6 protein-coding genes are annotated in these 5,066 nt (G+C 49.0%); all 6 read left to right on the forward strand.

Features of this window, described 5'->3' with window-relative positions:
* The coding region (locus WC259_RS07490; RefSeq protein ID WP_372644005.1) for a shikimate dehydrogenase at positions 1-784 on the forward strand (784 nt) is incomplete at its 5' end.
* A complete protein-coding gene (locus WC259_RS07495) occupies positions 768-1,298 on the forward strand; it encodes a shikimate kinase (RefSeq protein ID WP_011308986.1) in 531 nt (176 codons plus the stop codon). The genes WC259_RS07490 and WC259_RS07495, both read left to right, overlap by 17 nt.
* Positions 1,279-2,541, forward strand: a complete 1,263-nt coding sequence (aroA, locus tag WC259_RS07500; RefSeq protein ID WP_372644008.1) for a 3-phosphoshikimate 1-carboxyvinyltransferase — start codon at positions 1,279-1,281, stop codon at positions 2,539-2,541. The genes WC259_RS07495 and aroA overlap by 20 nt, the downstream gene beginning before the upstream one ends.
* Positions 2,534-3,628 carry a chorismate synthase gene (aroC, locus tag WC259_RS07505; RefSeq protein WP_011928866.1) on the forward strand — a complete coding sequence of 365 codons (1,095 nt, stop codon included), beginning with the start codon at positions 2,534-2,536 and terminating at the stop codon, positions 3,626-3,628. The genes aroA and aroC overlap by 8 nt, the downstream gene beginning before the upstream one ends.
* Positions 3,625-4,701, forward strand: a complete 1,077-nt coding sequence (gene pheA, locus WC259_RS07510; RefSeq protein ID WP_011308983.1) for a prephenate dehydratase — start codon at positions 3,625-3,627, stop codon at positions 4,699-4,701. The genes aroC and pheA overlap by 4 nt, the downstream gene beginning before the upstream one ends.
* On the forward strand, positions 4,698-5,066 hold a 369-nt coding region (locus tag WC259_RS07515; protein ID WP_372644011.1), incomplete at its 3' end, for a prephenate dehydrogenase/arogenate dehydrogenase family protein. The genes pheA and WC259_RS07515, both read left to right, overlap by 4 nt.

The raw sequence follows: 5,066 nt of genomic DNA on the forward strand, positions 1-5,066 counted from the left end.
TGCTGCCTTCAAACACTGCAAGCTGAATTATTTATATTTGACTATTGCAGCCAAACCTGAAGACCTGCAAAACGTAATTGCCAGCATGCGTCCTCTGAATATACGCGGTCTGAATGTGACCATCCCTCACAAGATAGAGATCATTAAATATATTGATACCCTTGATCCGGCGGCTAAAAAGATTGGGGCGGTAAATACCATTGTCAATGAAAACGGCCAGCTGAAAGGTTATAATACTGATTTTGGCGGTTTTGTGCGTTTACTGGAGCATAACCGCATTGCCCCTGCCAAACATCGCTTTGCCCTGCTGGGGGCAGGAGGCAGCGCCCATGCCATTTCACTGGCTATTTGTACCCTTGGCGGACACTTGACCGTGCTTGCCCGCCAGGAGGAAAAAGCCAAAGATCTGGCCGCAAAAATGTGCCTGCGTTTTAAAGGCAAGGCTCAGGGGCTGGAACTGAATGAGGCTAATCTGGAAGAAACTTTAGCCGAATCTAATATTATCGTGAACTGCACACCCATAGGCATGGGAAATCTAGCCGGGCAAAGCCTTATCCCCCCCCGTTTGCTGCGTCCTGACCTGACGGTCATAGATGCTATCTACAACCCATGCAAAACCCGCCTGCTGGAAGATGCCGAAAAGAAAGGCGCCAAGATAATAAACGGGCTGGAAATGCTGGTCTGGCAGGGAGCTATGTCATTTGAAATCTGGACAAGCCAAAAAGCCCCTTTCCGGGTGATGATGAAAGAAGCAGAGATGGCTTTAGATGAAAACGAAAAATAACATCGCTTTAATAGGCTTTATGGGCGCCGGTAAAAGCAGCATCTCAAAACTGCTCTCCGAAAAGCTTGGCAAACCGCTGGTCAGTACAGATGCCTGCATAGAAACACGGGAAGGCTTAAGTATCAGCCATATATTCAAGGAAAATGGCGAAGATTACTTTCGCCAGATGGAAAGCAAAGTACTGGAAGATATCTGCCAGAATCCAAACCAGATTATAGACTGCGGCGGCGGCATAGTTACCCGCCCCCACAACCTGAGCATTATGCGTTTAAACTGTCTGGTAGTCTATCTGGAAAGCCGCCCTGAAGATTTGGAAAACCGCTTGAAAAATCATACAAACCGTCCGTTATTTAATGCTGAACGTTCAGATAAGATGTTAAAGTTGCTGGAAAGCCGATTGCCGCTATACAGAGATGCGGCGGATATCACTGTTTCCACCCATAACAAATCATGCCATGAAGTCTGCGAAGAAATAGAAGACAGTTTGAGGAAATATGAAAATACATCTGGATAAAAGTTTACCCGGTGGAAATATTGCCGTTCCTTCCTCAAAAAGCTACACCATACGTGGCTTGATAGCTGCCGCCCAGGCAAACGGCCAGAGCCACATAATAAGCCCCCTGATTGCAGACGATACTCTGGCTACCCGCCAGGTGCTTTCGGGGCTGGGTATAGATATAAGCACTGACGCCGGTTCTGAAAACTGGGAAATTACCGGCAATACCTTCAAAGCACCTTCCGGCAACCTGTTCTGCCGTGAATCTGCCGCTACCCTGCGTTTTATGTCAGCTGTATGTGCCAGACTGCCTTTTGAGTGCCACCTGCTGGCCGGGCACTCCCTGATGAGACGCCCCATGTTGCCATTGATTCAAGCCCTGCACCAACTGGGTATAGAGATAGAAACCCGCGGCAATACCACCGTTATCAATGGACAGTTTATCACCCGTTCAAAGGTGAGTTTGCCCGGCAATATAAGCTCACAATACGTTTCTGCCCTTATGCTTATGGCACCAGCCTGCACCCACGGTCTGGAAATCCATCTGGCTACACCGCCGGCTTCATTGCCATATTTAAAAATGACCAAGCAAACGCTGGGAAGCTTTGGTATAAAAGTCCATTCTTCTATAGACTGGCAAGAGATAAGCATCCCGCCCCAGCCCTACCTGCCTGCCAGATACCGGGTAGAGGGAGACTGGTCTTCGGCATCAAGTTTTCTGGCATTGGGGGCAATTGCCGCCCCGGTATTTATATCCAACCTGGACACAGACAGTTTTCAAGCTGACCGCATAATGATAAAATTCCTCGCGGAGATGGGAGCAGAAATAGAAAGCGGTCAAAACTGGGTAAAGGTAAACCCCAAACCCCTTTCAGGTATAAACGCAGACCTGACCCACTCCATAGATTTATTGCCCGCTTTGGCAGTAGCCGCGGCCTGTGCCAAAGGACAAAGCATATTAAGCGGAGTCCGTCAGGCACGTATCAAAGAGTCTAACCGCATTCGGGCAGTCAGCCAGGGGCTGAGTGCCATGGGTATAAACATTATCGAAGAAGATGACCGCCCGATTATTGAGGGCGGACAACCCAAAGGCGCAGAGATTGACAGCTTCGGAGACCACCGTATTGCCATGGCTTTTGGCATATTGGGATCAGTTGTCGGGGAAACCCATATTTCAGATGCTGAGTGCGTAACCAAAACCTATCCTGATTTTTGGAAGAATCTGGAAAGCCTCGGCGGAAAGGTAACACAAGATGTCTAACAGTCTGGGAAAGCTGTTTCAGATTACCAGTTTTGGTGAAAGCCATGGAGATTGCGTGGGAGTAGTAATTGACGGCGTACCGGCAGGCCTTGCTATAAATGTAGATGAAATTCAAATTGAGGTAGACAAACGTAAATCCGGAGCTAAAGCCCATACCACTCCCCGCCGTGAAGATGACCGGATAGAAATTTTTTCCGGTATATTCAATAATTTCACCACCGGCGCACCCATTTGTCTGGTTATCTGGAATAAAAATATAGATTCAAGCGAATATGAACGCACCCGCAGTAAAATCAGGCCGGGGCATGCCGATTTTACCGGTTTTATGAAATACGGAGGCTTCAACGATTACCGCGGCGGAGGGCGTTTTTCCGGGCGGATTACAGCAGGGCACGTTATGGCCGGAGCTATTGCCCGTAAACTTATTTCCACTATCGGCATTGAGGTGATTGGCTATACCGCCGAACTGGGAGGCATAACGGCCAAATTGCCTAAACACAAAGATATCCGCCAGAATATAAGCCAGAGTGATGTAAACTGCCCTGACCTTGCGGCCAGTAAACAAATGGTAGCCCTCATCCAGCAAGCCGCCGAAGAAGGTGACAGTCTGGGCGGGGTTGTGGAGTGTATAGGGCTTAACCTGCCGGTTGGTCTGGGTGAACCGGTGTTTGATACCCTTGAAGGCGAACTGGCCAAAGCCATATTTGCCATACCGGCGGTAAAAGGGGTGGAATTTGGGGCGGGTTTTGGCGCATCACGTCTGCGTGGCTCAAAAAATAATGACCCTTTTAATATCCAGTCAGACCAAATACGCACCACAAGCAACAACTGCGGCGGGATACTGGGAGGAATTTCAGACGGCATGCCGCTCCATATCAGGGTAGCCGTAAAACCCACTCCCTCTATCTCCCTGTCTCAGCCCACCGTAAACCTTGATACCATGACCAATACCAGTCTGGAAATACGCGGCCGCCATGATACCTGCATTGTCCCCAGAGCAGTTTCAGTAGTGGAAGCCATGACCTGCATAGTGCTGGCTGATTTGGCACTAAGAGCCGGAATAATACCAAGGGTAATAAAACAATGAACCTTTCTGACCTGCGCAAACAGATTGATAACCTGGATACCGAGCTTGTAAAGCTGATGGCAAAGCGGCTTGAAGTGTCAGACCAGATAGGCAAAATCAAAGAAGAAACCAATTCGCCTGTTCAGGACCTTTCCCGCGAATCAGAGGTACTGAACAGAGTTCAGTCACTTGCCCAGTCTCTGGGTCTTGACCCGCAGGATATTGAATCCCTGTATCAGGAAATCCTTTTCATATCTAAAAAACAGCAACGCTTCACTGTATCCTTTCAGGGAGCGGCCGGCGCATACAGTGAAGAAACCGCCCTGAAGATATTCGGCCCTAACACTCTTACCCTGCCCTGTGAACAGCTGGATGCTACTTTTGAAGCTGTGGAAAAGGGTATGGCCCGTTTTGCAGTAGTGCCGGTGGAAAACTCGCTTGAGGGCTCTATATCCCGCACCTATGACCTGTTGCTGGATTCCAACCTTATGGTTGCCGCCGAACATGAGCTCAGGGTTTCACACTGCCTGATAGCCAACCCTGAAACCAACCTTGAAGCGGTAAAAACCATTTATTCCCACCCGCAGGCACTGGGTCAATGCCAGTCATTTCTGAAGCATCTGCGGGCAGAGCTGATACCTACCTACGATACCGCCGGCAGTGTCAAAATGATTAAAGAAAAAGGTCTTTTAAACGGGGCGGCTATCGCTTCCGAAAGAGCGGCCGTAATATATAATATGAAGGTACTGGAACGGGAAATAGAGGACAATATAAACAACTACACCCGTTTCTTTGTCCTTGCCAAGCAGGATTCCGCTCCTACCGGGAGTGATAAAACATCTGTAGTTTTTGCCGTCAAACATCAGGCTGGGGCGCTGTATGATTTTATAAAGGAACTGGCCTCCCGCGGAATAAACATGACCAAGCTGGAATCCCGTCCCACCCGTCTTAAACCCTGGGAGTACAATTTTTACCTTGATATAGAAGGCCACCGTCAGGACGAAAATGTGAAACAGGCACTGGCAAAAGCCGATGACCATGTAATATTTATGAAAGTACTCGGTTCTTACCCGAAAATGAAAAAACGCATATGAAAATAGGCATCTTGGGCGGCAGCGGCAAAATGGGCCAATGGTTCGGCCGTTTCCTGACAGAAAATGGCCATCAGGTTTGGCTTTGGGGGCGAAACCCGTCCAAACTTGCACCTATAGCCACCCGCTTGGGCGTTCAGGCGGCAACCCGGCCTGATATGCTGGGAGACATGGACTGTCTGATAATATCAGTACCTATTGACGCTTTTGAAGATACCCTTAGGGAACTTGCCCCGTTTACTAAACCAGACCAACTGGTTTTTGACCTGTGTTCAGTTAAGGAACGCCCGGTGGAACTGATGCACCAGTACCTGCCTCACTGCCGCACACTAGGCACTCACCCCGTATTCGGGCCGGGAGCTGAATCA

This window comes from Dehalococcoides sp. (assembly GCF_041654235.1).
GTDB classification, from domain to species: domain Bacteria; phylum Chloroflexota; class Dehalococcoidia; order Dehalococcoidales; family Dehalococcoidaceae; genus Dehalococcoides; species Dehalococcoides mccartyi_B.

Bases quoted from the DNA above. Each gene is read 5' to 3' on its own strand.
- WC259_RS07495 (WP_011308986.1), top strand. From the start codon at position 768: ATGAAAACGAAAAATAACATCGCTTTAATAGGCTTTATGGGCGCCGGT.
- aroA (WP_372644008.1), top strand. From the start codon at position 1,279: ATGAAAATACATCTGGATAAAAGTTTACCCGGTGGAAATATTGCCGTT.
- aroC (WP_011928866.1), top strand. From the start codon at position 2,534: ATGTCTAACAGTCTGGGAAAGCTGTTTCAGATTACCAGTTTTGGTGAA.
- pheA (WP_011308983.1), top strand. From the start codon at position 3,625: ATGAACCTTTCTGACCTGCGCAAACAGATTGATAACCTGGATACCGAG.